Below are 14123 nucleotides of genomic sequence, written 5' to 3' on the forward strand. Positions count from 1 at the left end.
GGAATTTGCCTAAGCTTTGAATTCCGTCCGCCGCGGCACGCGCGGCGCTTCCCGTTCACTCTTCCCCCCGCCACGCTCATGCAGATCGATCTGAAAGGCAAGACCGCGGTCGTCACCGCTTCCACCGCCGGCATCGGGCTCGCGATCGCCGAAGGGCTCGCGCGCGCCGGTGCGCGCGTCGTCGTCAACGGCCGCAGCGACACGTCGGTGCAATCCGCGCTCGAGAAACTGCGCGACACCGTGCCCGGCGCAAGCTTCGACGGCGTCGCCGCCGACCTGTCCGATGCGGCCGGCGTCGCGCGTGTCACGCAGCACACGCCGGATGCCGACATTCTCGTCAACAACGCGGGCATCTACGGCCTGAAGCAGTTCTTCGACATCGACGATGCCGAATGGGAACATTATTTCCAGATCAACGTGATGTCCGGCGTGCGGCTCGCGCGGCATTACCTGAAAGGGATGATCGAACGCAATGCCGGGCGCATCGTGTTCATTTCGTCGGAATCGGGCCTGAACATTCCCGTCGACATGATTCATTACGGGTTCACGAAAACCGCGCAGTTGTCGATCGCGCGCGGCCTCGCAAAACTCGCGGCCGGCACCAACGTGACCGTCAATTCGGTGCTGCCGGGGCCGACGATGTCGGAAGGCGTGCGCGCGATGCTGAAGGCGCAGGCCGACGAAACGGGCCGCAGCATCGACGACGTCGCGGTGGATTTCGTGCGCACCGAGCGCGCGACGTCGATCATCCAGCGGCCGGCGCTGCCCGAGGAAATCGCGAACCTGGTCGTGTACGTGTGTTCGCCGCTCGCCTCGGCCACGACGGGCGCCGCGCTGCGCGCCGACGGCGGCGTGCTCGATACGATCGCGTGACGCGTGCGTGACACGCTCGCGCGGCGCAGGCGGCCGCGCTAGCGCGATGCGGCCTTGCCCGACTGGAGCGTGCCCTTGCGGTCGGCGTCCATGCACGAATCGAAGCCGTACTGCGTGACGACGCCGGCCTTGTCGAACACGACGAAGTACGACCGGTGATCGTTGCCGTGCTCGATGAAATAGTTGTAGCAGACACCGCTGCCGTTGCGGACCATCCAGACGCTGCGCGGGTTGCCGGCGGCGCGGACGACGTCGGCGCGCGTCGCGCCGTGCCTCGACGCGGCCCGTGCCAGCGGCGTGCGCGAATACGAAAACGGCAGCCACGAGTCGAACCACGCACACCCATGCAACATCAGGCAGCTGGCGGCCAGGGACAGCGTCGCTGCGGGACGGGACATCGAAATCAATCGCATGCTCGGGGAATCTGCTGCGCCATGCCGGCGTGATCGAAAGCCCCATGCTACTCGACCTTTGGGTCCGGATCGAAAAGAAATGTAGAGATCGTTATCCGGATCCCTGCGATCGCAGGCGTCCTCGCCCGCCGAATCGTCAGCGATCGTTGCAGCCGTCACCCGCGTGCGTGTGCATCCGCGTCGTCGCACCGCTGCGTCGAGCCGACGCCACGGCATGCGCGCTCAAGCGATCCATTCGGCCCACAGCATCGTGAGCACCGTCATCAGCGCCGGGCCGACGAACAGCCCGATCAGGCCGAACGTCTCGGCGCCGCCGAGGATGCCGAACAGCACGAGCAGGAACGGCAGCCGTGTCGAACCGCCGATCAGCACCGGCCGCACGAAATGCTCGGCGACGAACACGACGATGAACCCGAGCGCCGCGACCACGACGGCCCACATGGTCGCCCCCTGCACGAACAGCCAGAGTGCCGCGCCGCAGAACACGACCGGCGCGCAGAACGGCAGCATCGCGGCGACCGCCGTGACGAGCCCGAGCAGCGCCGCATGCGGCACGCCCGCGAGCGCATACGCGACGCCGAGCAGCGCGCCCTCGCCGAGCCCGACGACGACGAGCCCCGTCACCGTGCCGTACACGGCCGCGACCATCCGCTCGATCAGTTCCGCGCCGTTGCGCCCGAACGCGCGCCGCGCGCCCTGCAGCAACGCACCCGACAGCTTGTGGCCCGCGCGCAGGATCACGAACAGCGTGACGAGCATGAAACCGAATTCGAGCAGCACGTGCGCGAGCTTCGTGCCGAATTGCCGGCCGAACGCGATGAATTTCTCGCTGTTGACGCCGTGCATCGCGGTGGCCGCATGCAGCGGATGGCCGAGATTGGCCTGCCACCATTCGGTGATCTGCGCCGCGCCGTACGGCAACCGGCTGACCACGTCCGGCAACGGAATGCCGTTGTCCTGGACCGTGTGCAGCCACTCGCGCAGGTCATGCGCCTGCGCGATCGCCTGGGTCGTCGCAACCGCCACCGGCAGCACGACGAGCAGCGAAATCGCCGCCGTGATGACGGTCGCGATCAGCGTCGGCCGGTCGCGGAACAGCCGGTGCGATTCGAAGCGCTTCAGCAGCGGCCACATCGCGATGGCGATCACGCAGGCCCACGCGATGGCGGGAATGAAATCGCGGATCACCCACAGCGCGAGCACCAGCAGCGCCGCATACAACGCGACGCGGGCGATCTGTTGCGCGCGCGGCCGCGCGGCGGAATCGTGAGACGACGGCACATGTGCGCCCATGGCACCTCTGTCGAAAAGAAAAAATGGCGGTTCGCGCAGGCCATCGGCCTGGACGAACCGCCATTCTATCCATCGGCGCCCGACCGGCGCCGCGCGCGATGCGCGGAGCGCCGCGGCGCGGCGTCGACGTGCCCCCGCTTACGCCACCTTGTCCGCGACCCGGTAGCGTTCGAGCCAGTGCGCGTACGGCGCGGGCAGCGTCCACGACGGACGCTCGACGCCGAGCTGCTTGGCCGCGTAGTACGGCCAGTGCGGATCGGCCAGGTGCGCGCGGCCGACCATCACGAGATCGAGTTGCTGTTCCGCCACCACGCGGTTCGCCAGTTGCGGCGTGTCGATCCCCCACGCGGACGACACCGGCAGCCCGGCCTCACGGCGCACGCGCTCGGCGATCGGCGCGAGGAACGCCGGGCCCCACGGAATCTGCGCGGTGGGCGTCGAGAAGCCGACCGACACGCTCAGCATGTCGAGCCCTTCCCGCTTCATCCGCTGCGTGAGCGCGATCGACTCGGCGAGCGTCTCTTCGTCGCGGCCGTCGTATTCGATCACGCCGAGGCGCGCGGTCAGCGGCAGATGCTCGGGCCAGACCTTGCGAACGGCGGCCAGCGTGTCGACGAGGAAACGGCCGCGGTTTTCGGCCGAACCGCCGTATTCGTCGGTGCGCTGGTTCGAATGCACCGAGAAGAAGCTCTGGCCGAGATAGCCGTGCGCGAAGTGCAGTTCCAGCCATTCGAAACCGAGGTCGCGTGCGCGCTGCGCCGACGCGACGAAGTCGGCCTGCACGCGGGCGATGTCGTCGTGCGTCATTTCACGCGGCACCTTGGGCAGATGCGCGCCGAACGGCACGGCCGACGGCGCGATGGTCTGCCAGCCGCGCGGATCGCCGTCGGCGATATGGTCGTCGCCTTCCCACGGGCGGTTCGCGCTCGCCTTGCGGCCCGCGTGCGCGATCTGGATGCCCGGCACCGCGCCGGCCGCCTTGATCGCCGCGACCGACGGCGCGAACGCCTCGGCCTGCACGTCGTTCCACAACCCGGCGCAGCCCGGCGTGATGCGGCCTTCCGGCGACACGGCGGTCGCCTCCGCGATCACGAGGCCCGCGCCGCCGCGCGCGATGCCGGCCAGATGCACGTGATGCCAGTCGTTGACGACGCCGTCTTCGGCGACGTACTGGCACATCGGCGGCACCGCGATGCGGTTGCGCAGCGTGACATCCTTGAGTTTGAACGGTTCGAACAGGGCAGACATCCACGACTCCTTTGCTTGGTTCTGCAAAACGGCTGGGAATGCGCCGCGCGGTGCGCACGACGCAACGATGCGGGCCGTCGGCGGGCCGGCAGCGCCCGGCGACGGCAAGGACGCGGCGCCGGCCCGGCCGGCGCCATGCGGTTAGCGATGGCCGAGCTTCGCGAGCAGCGCCTCGGCCGCGGGCGCCGACGACGCGGGGTTCTGCCCGGTGATCAGCAGCCCGTCGGTGACGACATGCGGCGCCCAGTCGGCGCTGCGCTCGAATTCGGCGCCGTTGGTCTTCAGCATGTCCTCGACGAGGAACGGCACGACCTCGGTCAGCTCGACGGCCGCCTCCTCGCTGTTGGTGAATCCCGTCGCGCGCTTGCCGCGCACGACCGATTCGCCGGTCTGCGGGTTCTTCACGTGGCGCAGCACGCCCGGCGCGTGGCAGACCGCCGCGACCGGCTTGCCGGCCGCGAGCGCGCGCTCGATCAGGCCGATCGAATGCAGATCCTCGGCGAGATCCCACAGCGGGCCATGGCCACCCGGGTAGAACAGCGCGTCGTAGTCGTCCGCCGATACCTCGGCCAGCTTGCGCGTCGACGCGAGTTCAGCCTTGGCCGCCGCATCGGCGTCGAAGCGGCGCGTCGCGTCGGTCTGCGCGGTCGGATCGCTGCTTTTCGGATCGAGCGGCGGCTGGCCGCCCTTCGGCGACGCCAGCGTCAACTCGACGCCCGCGTCCTTGAACGTGTAGTACGGCGCGGCCAGTTCCTCGAGCCAGAAGCCGGTCTTCTTGCCGGTGTCGCCGAGCGTGTCGTGCGAGGTCAGGACAACCAGGATCTTCATGATCGGACACTCCTTCGAAAATGAACGGGGGAACGGGGCCGCACGTCGGCGCGCCACGCCTGTCGGTTAGTCCGCCGGCGCGCGGCAACGTGCGATTCATTCATCCGCATGCGATATACGCCTATTAGACCAGTCGTCTAGAAGCGGCCGAAATAAAACGACGGCGTCCCCTGCTTGAGCCCGCCGGAGACGTCGCCGCACGCTTGAGGACGGATGATAGCGCTGGATTAGACCGGTCGTCTAGAAGAATGCGCGTTCGCCCCTGCCGTCGTCATGGCCTTTGCGACGGGGGCGCAGTCCGGTCGCGCCCGCCGTTGCCTCGCCGCCGTCGCCGGGCGGGCTACCCGCGCACCGGTCCGTCCGTGTCCCCCGCCTCGATGGCCGGCGCCTCGAGCCGGTGGTCGTGCACACCGTCGTCCAGCAGCCGCAGCATCAGTTCCGCGAGCGCGCGCCCCGATGCATGCCCGGTCGGCTGCACGACCGCCGTGACGCGATACGGATGCGCGAGATCGGGCGGCACGCCGTCGTAGACGATCAGCGACATGTCCGCGCCCAGGCGCAGTCCGCCGTCGACCAGCGCGCGAAACGCGCCGCCGCCCGCGATGTTGTTGTCGACCAGCAGCGCCGTCGGCGGCTCGGCCCGCGCGAGCAACGCCCGCGCCGCCTGCAGCCCGCCGTCGTGCGTGAACGCGCACTCGACGAGCAGCGCCGGATCCGCGTCGATCCCGGCTTCGCGCAAGGCCGACAGATAACCGGCGCGCCGCTGCGCGGCGAAATTCAGCGCCAGCGGCGCGCTGATCATCGCGATGCGCCGATGCCCGAAGCCGATCAGCCGGCGCACCGCGTCGCGCGCGCCCGCCTCGTTGTCGAAGTCGAACCACGCATACGGGCCGGCCGTCTGCGTGCGGCCGTACGCGACATACGGAAACGCGCTCCCTTGCAGGTACGCGATACGCGGATCGTCGACCCGCGTGCGCGCGACGATCAGCCCGTCGACGAGCTTGCCGTCGACGATCCGCCGATAGGTGTCCAGCTCCGCGTTCGGCCGCGCGGACGCGATGATGAAATCGAGATTGCGCTCGGCGAGCCGCTCGGTGATGCCCGCGACGACTTCGCCGAACCGCGGATCGCCGAGATCGCCCGCGCCGAACGGATAGACGATCCCGATCATGTCGGCCCGCCCGGTCGCGAGCCGGCGCGCGGTCGGATCGGCCACGTAGCCCATTTCCCGCGCGGCCCTCGCCACGCGCTCGCGCGTCGCCTCGCTGACGTCGTCGTAACCGTTCAACGCGCGGCTGACCGTCGTCCGCGACAGACCGAGCGCGTCCGACAGCGCCCTCAGATTTACCTTCACCGTCATTCCTCGCATGCGTCGATCCGCCCGGCTGCCCGAAGCCCGGGACGCGCCGACCGGGTAATTATTTCCAATTGGTAACGATTACCGTCAAATAAATATCTTTTGCGTTCCAAACCGGTTTGAAATAGCATCCAAACCGGTTTGGACATCGATGCCCACTCAGCCGTTCACTTTCACCTTCCCAGGAAACGACGACGAGATGACATACTTTCCCCTTTTCCGTCCGGTCGCGGCCAAACGTCTGCTGCTCGCTGGCGGCGCACTCGCCGCCCTCGCGTCCGTCGCGCACGCGCAGTCCGGCGGCACGGGCGCGCCCGTGCCCACGCCCCATACCCAGCAAGCCTACGATCCCGAGGGCAACTTCACGATGCGCTGGACGCGGGCGGACATCCGCCAGATCGTCGCGCAATCGCACACTGCCGGCGCCGACAGGAACTCGCTGCCGCAGGCGCTGACGATGCCGGACATCCCGCAGGATTTCCCGCTGATCAACTCCAACGTGTGGGTGTGGGACACGTGGCCGCTGGCCGACCTGCAAGCGAACCAGCTCAGCTACAAGGGCTGGGAGGTGATCTTCTCGCTCACCGCCGATCCGCACGCGGGCTACACGTTCGACGACCGTCACGTCCACGCCCGCATCGGCTTCTTCTATCGCCGCGCCGGCATCCCCGCGTCGCAGCGCCCCGCGAACGGCGGCTGGACCTGGGGCGGCCATCTGTTCCCGGACGGCGCGAGCGCCCGGGTGTTCGGCACCGCGCCGATGACCAACAACGCCGAATGGTCGGGTTCCGCGCGCCTTACGAACGGCAGCAACGTCAGCCTCTACTACACCGCGACGTCGTTCAACCGCTCGGCGCCCGGCGGCGCCGACATCACGCCGCCGCAGGCGATCATCACGCGCGCCGACGGCCACATCCACGCCGACGACAAGCACGTGTGGTTCACCGGCTTCGACGATCACAAGGCGCTGCTGGAACCGGACGGCAACTACTACCAGACCGGCCAGCAGAACACCTACTTCTCGTTCCGCGATCCGTTCGTGTTCACCGACCCCGCGCATCCGGGCAAGACCTACATGGTGTTCGAAGGCAACACCGGCGGCCCGCGCGGCGCACGCACCTGCACCGATGCCGATCTCGGCTACGCGCCGAACGATCCGAACCGTGAAGATCTCAACGCGGTGATGAATTCGGGCGCAGTGTATCAAAAGGCCAATGTCGGCCTCGCGGTCGCGACCAACCCGCAGTTGACCGAATGGAAGTTCCTGCCGCCGATCCTGTCGGCGAACTGCGTCGACGACCAGACCGAGCGTCCGCAGATCTATCTGAAGGACGGCAAGTACTACCTGTTCACGATCAGCCACCGCACGACGATGGCGGCCGGCGTCGACGGCCCGGACGGCGTGTACGGCTTCGTCGGCAACGGCATCCGCAGCGACTTCCTGCCGCTGAACGGCGGCAGCGGCCTCGTGCTCGGCAACCCGACCGACTTCTCCGCGCCGGCCGGCGCACCGTATGCGCAGGACCCGAACCAGAATCCGCGCGAATTCCAGTCGTATTCGCACTACGTGATGCCGGGCGGGCTCGTCGAGTCGTTCATCGATGCGATCGGCCCGCGCCGCGGCGGCACGCTCGCGCCGACGGTGAAGGTGAACATCAACGGCACGTCGACGGCGGTCGACCGCGCGTATGGGCGCGCCGGCCTCGGCGGCTACGGCGACATCCCGGCGAACCTGCCGGCGACGGGGGCCGGTCACAACTGACGGCAACGGCCAGCGTAATCAGGCCAGGCCACGATAACGATCGTCAATCAAGGCACGAGGTTCGGGAGGCGCGTATCGCGCGTGTCGCGTGTGCGCCTCCTCTTTTTCTTCCGCCGTTTCTTTTGACCTTTGCGCATGTCGTCGGTACAGGCGGCAGATGCGCTCCTTACCCGCTTCGCCCGACGAAGCGCCCGGCCCCGCATGAAATCGACGTCTTTCCGCTGTTCCGTCCGGCTCGTTCGCCTGCTGTTCGCCTGCCTGGCCTGCACGCAGGTCGTCGCCGCCCCGTGCCACGCGCCGCCCGAAACCGGCACGCCGCAATGGCGGCCCGCCCTCCACTACACGCCGCAGCGCAACTGGATGAACGATCCGAACGGGCTCGTCTACGAGAACGGCCGCTATCACCTGTTCTATCAGTACAACCCGCTCGGCAACGACTGGGGCAACATGTCGTGGGGGCACGCGACCAGCACCGATCTCGTCCACTGGCGCGAGCAGCCGGTCGCGATGCGCGCGAGCGCCACCGAGGAAATCTTCTCGGGCTCGATCGTCGCCGACACCCTGAACACGTCCGGCCTCGGCACGCCGGGTCACACGCCGCTCGTCGCGCTTTACACGAGCGTCTACAAGCCCGGCTCGGGTCACGCGCCCGGCATCCAGGCGCAGTCGCTCGCGTACAGCCTCGATCAGGGCACGACCTGGCAGCCGTATGCGCACAACCCGGTGCTGACGCTCGATCCCGAATCGAAGGAATTTCGTGACCCGAAAGTGTCGTGGTATGCGGCGGGCGGCTACTGGCTGATGACGACGGTCGTCGCCGATGCGCAGGTCGTGAAGCTCTATCGTTCCGACGACCTGATCCACTGGTCGTTCCTGAGCGACTTCACGCTGCCGGACGTGCCGCATGCGGGCGCGCTGTGGGAAATGCCGGACCTCATACCGCTGCCGCTCGACGGCGATCCGAAGCGAATCAAGTGGGTGATGATCGTCAACGTGAATCCGTGGTCGATCGCGGGCGGTTCCGGCGCCATGTATTTCGTCGGCGATTTCGACGGCCGCACGTTTACGCCCGACCGCGTCGCGCCGGCGGGCTCCGATCCCGCGCAATTCCGCTGGGTCGACCATGGCGCCGACTTCTATGCGGCCGGCACGTTCTCCGGCGCATCGGGCGCCCGGCCGGTCGCGATCGCATGGATGAGCAACTGGGATTACGCGGCCAAGGTACCGACCACGCCATGGCGTGGCGCGACCACGCTGCCGCGCGAACTGTCGCTGAAGGCGATCGACGGCGAGCCGACCCTCATCGTCGCGCCCGCCGCCGCGTTCGACGCATGGGCCGACGGCCGGCCGGCCGTGCATGAAGGCGACCTGACGGTCGACTCCGCTACCCGACCGTTATCGGCCGCCACACGCGGTGTCGTCCAGCGCATCACGGTGACGATCTCGCCCCAACGTGCCGCGCGCGCGGGGCTGATCGTGCGGCGCTCGGCCGACGGCTTGATCGGCACCCGAATCGTGTACGACACCGCGAAGCGCACGCTGACGCTCGACCGTGCGCGATCCGGCGAAGCGAATTTCGCCGGCACGTTCAGCCGCGAGCACATCGTCGATCTGCCGCTCGAACGCGGGCAACTGCGGCTCGAGATCGTCGTCGATCGCGGGTCGGTCGAAGTATTCGCGAACGGCGGCCGCGTCGCACTGACGGACCTGATCTTTCCGCCGCGCGATGCGGATCGCGTGGCCGTGTTCGCCGAGCAAGGCCGCGCGACGTTCGCGGGGCTGACGGTGACGCAGTTGCAAACCGGCGACGACACGCGCGGCGCCTGCACTGCCCGATAGCCACGGGTGCGGGGGCCGATCGCCCGGCATCGCAACGCCGGTGACGGCCCCCGCCCGTGTCGCCCGTCAGAGCAACCCCATCCCGCCCGACGCGATGATCTCCGCGCCGACGATGAACGCGGATTCCGGCGCGCTCAGGTGCAGCACCGTCGAGGCGATTTCGTCCGGCGTGCCGAACCGGCCGATCGGCACGAGGCCCTTGATCTTGTCGGCCGTCGCGTCGAGCGTCGCCGCATCGAGGCCGAGCTTGCCGTACAGCGGCGTCTGCACGGGCCCCGGGCTCACCACGTTCACGCGCACGCCGTGCGGCAGCAGTTCCGTCGACAGCGTCTTCGCGAACGAATTGACGGCCGCCTTGCTCGCCGCGTACACCGACGAGCCGGGCATCCCGATATGCGCGTTGATCGAGCCGTTGATCACGATCGATGCGCCGCGATTCAGCAGCGGCACGAGCGACTGGATCTGGAAATACGCGCCCTTCACGTTGGTGTTGAACACGAGATCCCACATCGCTTCGTCGCTGTCGGCGAACGGCGCGAGCTTCGCGACGCCCGCGTTGACGAATACGGCGTCGAGCCGCACGCCGGCGGCGGCGAGCGCGTCGGCCAGCGCGCGCGCCGACGCGACGCTGCCGGCTTCGTTGCGAATCGCGAGCGCGCCTTCGCCGAGCGTTTGACGGGCGGCTTCCAGCGTTTCGGCGTCGCGCCCGGTGATGACGACCCGCGCGCCTTCGGCCGCGAATCCCTTGGCGGCCGCCAGGCCGATGCCGCTGTTGCCGCCCGTGACGAGGACCGTCTTTCCTTCGAAGCGTTGCATGATGTTCTCCTGTGAACCGGTGAGTTGACCGTGAACACAGGATGCGCGCGGCGCGCGGCGTTGCCGTACGACGGGCGCGACGGACATGTTCGAAAACGTCGAACATGTTGGCCCGAGCGTGCTCAGCCGACCACGTCGATCCCGTCGAGCAGCCGCTGCGCGAGTCGCGGCTCGCGCAGTTGCTCCAGCCACCATTGCAGCGCGCGGCCATCGCGGTCGCCGTGCCACGCGACGTACAGCCGGTTCGGCTCGCGCGGGTCGGCCGTCGGCTTCTCGACCAGTTCGCCGCGCGCGAGCAGCGACGCGACGCGCCGGCGCGGCACCCAGCCGACGCCGAGCGCATCGCGCTGCGCGAGGATCTTCGCGCGCATCGACGGCACCGCGAGCACCGCCTGCCCGCCGAGCAGGCCATACGCGCGACCGGCCCGCCGCGACGAATCGGCGACGACGACCGCGCGGTGCGCGCCGATCGCATCGCGCGTCAGCACCCCGCTCGCGGACCCCAGCGGGTGGCGCGGCGACACCGCGAACACCCACTCCATCGCGCCGAGTTCGAACCACTTGAAGCCCGGAATCGCCGGCGGCTCGTTGGTCGCGCCGACGACCAGGTCCGCGCGGCCGTCGCGCAACGCTTCCCAGGTGCCGCCGAGCACCTCGTGCGTGAAGCGCAGCGACACGCCGGAATCGAGCGCATCGAATGCGCGGACGACCGGCAGAAGCGTATCGAACTCCAGCACCTCGTCGCTGACGATCCACAGCCGGTCCTCCCAGCCGCTCGCGACCTGCCGCACGCGCTGCGTCAGCCGGGCGACGTCGAGCGCCAGCCGCGCGGCCTCGTCGGCCAGCAATTGCCCGGCCGGCGTGAGCTGCAGCCGGTAGCCGCGCCGGTCGAACAGCAGCGCGTCAAAGCGCGTTTCGAGCTGGCGCGCCGCGTGCGACACCGTCGACGGCGCCTTGCCGAGCCGCGCGGCGGCGCGCGACAGGCTGCCGGTGGCGCGGATCGCGTCGAGCAGCGCCAGTTCGTCTTCGGACAGCATGAGGTCGCTCCACGGTGACGGTGTCGTCGATCGTAAGGCAGCGACGGGCGGCGGTCCAATCCGGCGAGGGCGGCTGCGGCGGCGAGCCGTCGAACCGCCGCTAGCGCGCCGGACTTCCGGTATGCTGATCCACGCGAAATTACACGAATCGAGGTAACCACTGCGATGGACATCGCGATCCGCATCGAAGGCCGTCACGACCTGACGGGGCAAATCTTCCGGCAACTGCGCACCGCGATCGTCGACGGGCGTCTCGAAGGCGGCGCGCGGCTGCCGTCGACGCGCGACCTCGCGAAACAGCTCGGCGTGTCGCGCAAGACGACGCTCGACGCGTTCGAGCGACTGGTGGCCGAGGGCTTCCTGAATACCCGCGCCGGCGACGGCACGTTCGTCGCCGACGGCCTGGCGCGCGTGCCGCACGCCGCCGCGATGTCGGCGCCGTCGATCGTCGACGACGTGCCGCGCATCGACGCGGTCGATGCGCGCGCGCTGTGGAACGCGCTGCCCGACGCGCTCGCGATGCCCACGCCGCAAGACTCGCTCGGCTTCGACTTTCGCGGCGGCGTGACCGACAAGACGTTGTTCCCGTTCGACGCATGGCGGCGCTGCCTGCATCACGCACTGCGCCAGCAGGCGCGCGGCCCCGGCCAGTATCACGATCCGGCCGGCGACCCGCAGTTGCGCGGTGCGATCGCGCGCTACGTCGCCTTCAGCCGCGCGGTCGCCTGCAGCTGGGACGACGTGCTCGTCACGCAAGGCGCGCAACAGGCGCTCGACCTCCTCGCGCGCGTCGTCGTGCGGCCGGGCGACGTCGTCGCGGTCGAGGATCCCGGCTATCCGCCCGCGCGCGCCGCGTTCGCGTCGCTCGGCGCGACGGTGATCGGCGTGCCGGTCGACGCGCAGGGCCTCGTCACGGACCGGCTGCCCGACGACGCGCGGCTCGTCTACGTGACGCCGTCGCACCAGTTCCCGCTCGGCATGCCGATGACGCTCGAGCGCCGCGTCGCGCTGCTCGAATGGGCGCAGCGCCGCCGCGCGGTGATCATCGAGGACGACTACGACGGCGAATTCCGCTTCGAAGGCCGGCCGGTCGAATCGCTGAAGAGCCTCGACCGCACGGGCCTCGTCGCGTACGTCGGCACCTTCTCGAAGACGATCTTTCCCGAGCTGCGGATCGGCTACGCGATTCCGCCGCGCGCGCTGCGCGGCGCGCTGGCCAAGGCGAAGCAGATCGTCGACTGGCACACCTGCACGCTCACGCAGGCGGCGCTCGCCCGCTTCATGCACGAAGGCGATTTCGCGCGGCACCTGAAACGCGTGCAGAAGCACTACGACGCGCGCCGCAAGATGCTGATCGCACACTTGCGCGGCGCGCTCGCGCCGTGGTTCGACGCGATCGTGCCGACCGCCGGCATCCATCTCGCCGCGCACCTGAAGCCGGGGCTCGACGAAGCGGCGCTGGTCCGCGCGGCGCGAGCGCAGGACGTCGGCCTGTACGGGATCTCGGCGTTCCACGTGGGCGTGCCGGTGCGCCCCGGGCTGCTGTTCGGCTATGGCGGGATCGACGCGCTGCGCATCGACACGGCGCTCGCGAAGCTGGCCGCGCTGCTGGATGCCGGCATCGCGGGCGGGTCGCCACTGGTCACCTGAATTTCGATGGAATTGGCTATTCAAGCAGGCCAGTGCACGACCTAAAGTAGGTCCTGTCGCGCCACCCTGGCGCAACCCGACCGAAAAGGACCTGCCATGCAACCGCGCCTGAACTTCTATGCCGCCAGCCCGAATGCCATCAAGGTGATGCGCAATGCCGAGGAATTCCTCGCGAAAAGCTCGATCGAGAAGCCGCTCGCCGAACTCGTCCGCCTGCGCGCGTCGCAGATCAACGGCTGCGCGTTCTGCGTCGACATGCACACGACCGACGCGCGCAAGGGCGGCGAAACCGATCGCCGTCTCGCGACCGTCGTCACGTGGCGCGAAACGCCGTTCTTCACCGAGCGCGAACGCGCGGCGCTGGAATGGACCGAGGCGCTGACGCTGGTGGCCAGCAATCATGTGCCCGACGCCGTCTGGGAAGCCGTGAAGCCGCATTTCACCGACGAGGAACTGTTCGACCTGTCGATGCTGATCGCGACGATCAACTCGTGGAACCGCTTCGCGATCGCGTTCCGCAAGATGCCCGAGTGAGGAGCCGACGATGATCCGCTCTCCGCACCCTCGCGTCGCGCTGTACGCCGGGCTCGCGCTCGCTGCGGCACTGCCGGCCGGCGCCCACGCGCACGACGCCGGCGACAGCGTGCACGCGATCATGCAGCAGGCCGTGCCCGAAGCGCCGGCCAAGCGCGTCGTCGTCGCGACCGTCGACTATGCGCCCGGCCAGGCCTCCGACGCGCACAAGCATCTCGGCTCGGTGTTCGCCGTCGTGTCGAAAGGCGAAGTGCTGTCGCAGGTGAACGGCGGCCCGCTGCGCCGCTATCGCGCCGGCGAAGGCTGGTACGAGCCGCCCGGCTCGCGCCATCAGGTGTCGCGCAACGCGAGCGCGACCGAACCCGCGCAGCTCGTCGTGTTCGGGCTGACGGGCGAGCATCAGCCGCTGAAGTCGCCGATCGATCAGTGATCCGACACGACGCATCGTGCATCGGCTCGCGACGTAAACGGAA

Annotated in this window: 13 protein-coding genes; 6 read left to right on the plus strand and 7 right to left on the minus strand. The window is 69.0% G+C overall.

Annotated elements, in window-relative coordinates; all coding sequences use genetic code 11:
- Positions 1-78: 78 nt before the first annotated feature.
- Positions 79-873 (plus strand): SDR family NAD(P)-dependent oxidoreductase, encoded by a 795-nt coding sequence (locus H0X91_RS13555; protein ID WP_006485656.1) that lies wholly within the window; start codon positions 79-81, stop codon positions 871-873.
- Positions 874-911: 38 nt separating this feature from the next.
- Here H0X91_RS13555 and H0X91_RS13560 read toward each other — a convergent pair whose 3' ends face one another.
- The 5 genes from H0X91_RS13560 to H0X91_RS13580 all read right to left on the minus strand — a co-directional run bounded on the left by H0X91_RS13560 (position 912) and on the right by H0X91_RS13580 (position 6024).
- A complete protein-coding gene (locus H0X91_RS13560) occupies positions 912-1286 on the minus strand; it encodes a hypothetical protein (RefSeq protein ID WP_048985535.1) in 375 nt (124 codons plus the stop codon).
- Between the two features lie 222 nt (positions 1287-1508).
- Complete coding sequence (locus H0X91_RS13565) at positions 1509-2579, minus strand: AI-2E family transporter (RefSeq protein ID WP_006485660.1); 1071 nt, start codon at positions 2577-2579, stop codon at positions 1509-1511.
- Positions 2580-2717: 138 nt separating this feature from the next.
- Positions 2718-3827 carry an NADH:flavin oxidoreductase/NADH oxidase gene (locus H0X91_RS13570; protein WP_006485651.1) on the minus strand — a complete coding sequence of 370 codons (1110 nt, stop codon included), beginning with the start codon at positions 3825-3827 and terminating at the stop codon, positions 2718-2720.
- Positions 3828-3968: 141 nt separating this feature from the next.
- A complete protein-coding gene (locus H0X91_RS13575; protein ID WP_006481723.1) occupies positions 3969-4655 on the minus strand; it encodes a type 1 glutamine amidotransferase domain-containing protein in 687 nt (228 codons plus the stop codon).
- A 340-nt stretch (positions 4656-4995) separates the two neighbouring features.
- Complete coding sequence (locus H0X91_RS13580; RefSeq protein WP_058903073.1) at positions 4996-6024, minus strand: substrate-binding domain-containing protein; 1029 nt, start codon at positions 6022-6024, stop codon at positions 4996-4998.
- A gap of 187 nt (positions 6025-6211) precedes the next feature.
- On the opposite strand from H0X91_RS13580, the gene H0X91_RS13585 reads away from it, so the two are divergent.
- Both H0X91_RS13585 and H0X91_RS13590 read left to right on the plus strand, forming a co-directional pair.
- Entirely contained in the window at positions 6212-7774 is a 1563-nt protein-coding gene (locus tag H0X91_RS13585; RefSeq protein ID WP_006481721.1) for a glycoside hydrolase family 68 protein, read from the plus strand.
- A 201-nt stretch (positions 7775-7975) separates the two neighbouring features.
- A complete protein-coding gene (locus tag H0X91_RS13590; RefSeq protein WP_058903072.1) occupies positions 7976-9613 on the plus strand; it encodes a glycoside hydrolase family 32 protein in 1638 nt (545 codons plus the stop codon).
- A 66-nt stretch (positions 9614-9679) separates the two neighbouring features.
- Here H0X91_RS13590 and H0X91_RS13595 read toward each other — a convergent pair whose 3' ends face one another.
- Positions 9680-10429: an SDR family oxidoreductase gene (locus H0X91_RS13595; RefSeq protein WP_006481722.1), complete on the minus strand. Its 750-nt coding sequence runs from the start codon at positions 10427-10429 to the stop codon at positions 9680-9682.
- A 122-nt stretch (positions 10430-10551) separates the two neighbouring features.
- Positions 10552-11466 (minus strand): LysR family transcriptional regulator, encoded by a 915-nt coding sequence (locus tag H0X91_RS13600; RefSeq protein WP_080322727.1) that lies wholly within the window; start codon positions 11464-11466, stop codon positions 10552-10554.
- A gap of 165 nt (positions 11467-11631) precedes the next feature.
- On the opposite strand from H0X91_RS13600, the gene pdxR reads away from it, so the two are divergent.
- The 3 genes from pdxR (at position 11632) to H0X91_RS13615 (ending at position 14080) form a co-directional block, all read left to right on the plus strand.
- The gene (gene pdxR, locus H0X91_RS13605; RefSeq protein WP_196433091.1) at positions 11632-13116 is read left to right on the plus strand and encodes a MocR-like pyridoxine biosynthesis transcription factor PdxR; all 1485 of its coding nucleotides are present in this window, start codon (positions 11632-11634) and stop codon (positions 13114-13116) included.
- Between the two features lie 96 nt (positions 13117-13212).
- Complete coding sequence (locus H0X91_RS13610; RefSeq protein ID WP_006479143.1) at positions 13213-13650, plus strand: carboxymuconolactone decarboxylase family protein; 438 nt, start codon at positions 13213-13215, stop codon at positions 13648-13650.
- A 10-nt stretch (positions 13651-13660) separates the two neighbouring features.
- A complete protein-coding gene (locus tag H0X91_RS13615; protein WP_006485809.1) occupies positions 13661-14080 on the plus strand; it encodes a cupin domain-containing protein in 420 nt (139 codons plus the stop codon).
- Positions 14081-14123: the final 43 nt, after the last annotated feature.

The sequence above is a fragment of the Burkholderia sp. 9777_1386 genome (assembly GCF_015712265.1).
In the GTDB taxonomy this organism is placed as follows: Bacteria; Pseudomonadota; Gammaproteobacteria; order Burkholderiales; family Burkholderiaceae; genus Burkholderia; species Burkholderia cenocepacia.

Bases quoted from the DNA above. Each gene is read 5' to 3' on its own strand.
- pdxR (WP_196433091.1), top strand. From the start codon at position 11,632: ATGGACATCGCGATCCGCATCGAAGGCCGTCACGACCTGACGGGGCAA.
- H0X91_RS13555 (WP_006485656.1), top strand. From the start codon at position 79: ATGCAGATCGATCTGAAAGGCAAGACCGCGGTCGTCACCGCTTCCACC.
- H0X91_RS13575 (WP_006481723.1), bottom strand. From the start codon at position 4,655: ATGAAGATCCTGGTTGTCCTGACCTCGCACGACACGCTCGGCGACACC.
- H0X91_RS13615 (WP_006485809.1), top strand. From the start codon at position 13,661: ATGATCCGCTCTCCGCACCCTCGCGTCGCGCTGTACGCCGGGCTCGCG.
- H0X91_RS13610 (WP_006479143.1), top strand. From the start codon at position 13,213: ATGCAACCGCGCCTGAACTTCTATGCCGCCAGCCCGAATGCCATCAAG.
- H0X91_RS13585 (WP_006481721.1), top strand. From the start codon at position 6,212: ATGACATACTTTCCCCTTTTCCGTCCGGTCGCGGCCAAACGTCTGCTG.
- H0X91_RS13590 (WP_058903072.1), top strand. From the start codon at position 7,976: ATGAAATCGACGTCTTTCCGCTGTTCCGTCCGGCTCGTTCGCCTGCTG.
- H0X91_RS13600 (WP_080322727.1), bottom strand. From the start codon at position 11,466: ATGCTGTCCGAAGACGAACTGGCGCTGCTCGACGCGATCCGCGCCACC.
- H0X91_RS13595 (WP_006481722.1), bottom strand. From the start codon at position 10,429: ATGCAACGCTTCGAAGGAAAGACGGTCCTCGTCACGGGCGGCAACAGC.
- H0X91_RS13565 (WP_006485660.1), bottom strand. From the start codon at position 2,579: ATGGGCGCACATGTGCCGTCGTCTCACGATTCCGCCGCGCGGCCGCGC.
- H0X91_RS13570 (WP_006485651.1), bottom strand. From the start codon at position 3,827: ATGTCTGCCCTGTTCGAACCGTTCAAACTCAAGGATGTCACGCTGCGC.
- H0X91_RS13580 (WP_058903073.1), bottom strand. From the start codon at position 6,024: ATGCGAGGAATGACGGTGAAGGTAAATCTGAGGGCGCTGTCGGACGCG.
- H0X91_RS13560 (WP_048985535.1), bottom strand. From the start codon at position 1,286: ATGCGATTGATTTCGATGTCCCGTCCCGCAGCGACGCTGTCCCTGGCC.